This window comes from Enterobacter sp. PTB (assembly GCF_051130085.1).
GTDB classification, from domain to species: Bacteria; Pseudomonadota; Gammaproteobacteria; order Enterobacterales; family Enterobacteriaceae; genus Enterobacter; species Enterobacter ludwigii.
In genome coordinates, this window is the sequence record NZ_JBDKEE010000203.1 from 1 (window position 1) to 230 (window position 230).

A 230-nucleotide genomic window follows, 5' to 3' on the forward strand; every position below is an offset into this window, starting at 1 on the left:
GGGGGCGATGACGGCAATGGCCGGAGAGCAGCTTGGGCTGTTTGCGCACCGGGGGACGATGCGTCTGCAGTCGGGCGAAGGCCCTGTGGTGTCGCAGGCGCAACACGGGAGCATGCAGTTGATGGCGCAGGCGCGGCTGAGTCTCAGCGCCGGCGACGATATTACCCTGAGCGGAAAGAAGCGTATCACGCTTATCGGTGGCGGCAGCTATCTGACGCTGGCACAGGGTG

At 65.2% G+C, this 230-nt stretch carries 1 protein-coding gene; it reads left to right on the top strand.

Features of this window, described 5'->3' with window-relative positions:
• Positions 1-230: DUF2345 domain-containing protein (locus tag AAIR21_RS28245; RefSeq protein WP_434682890.1), on the top strand; the 230-nt coding region annotated here is incomplete at both ends.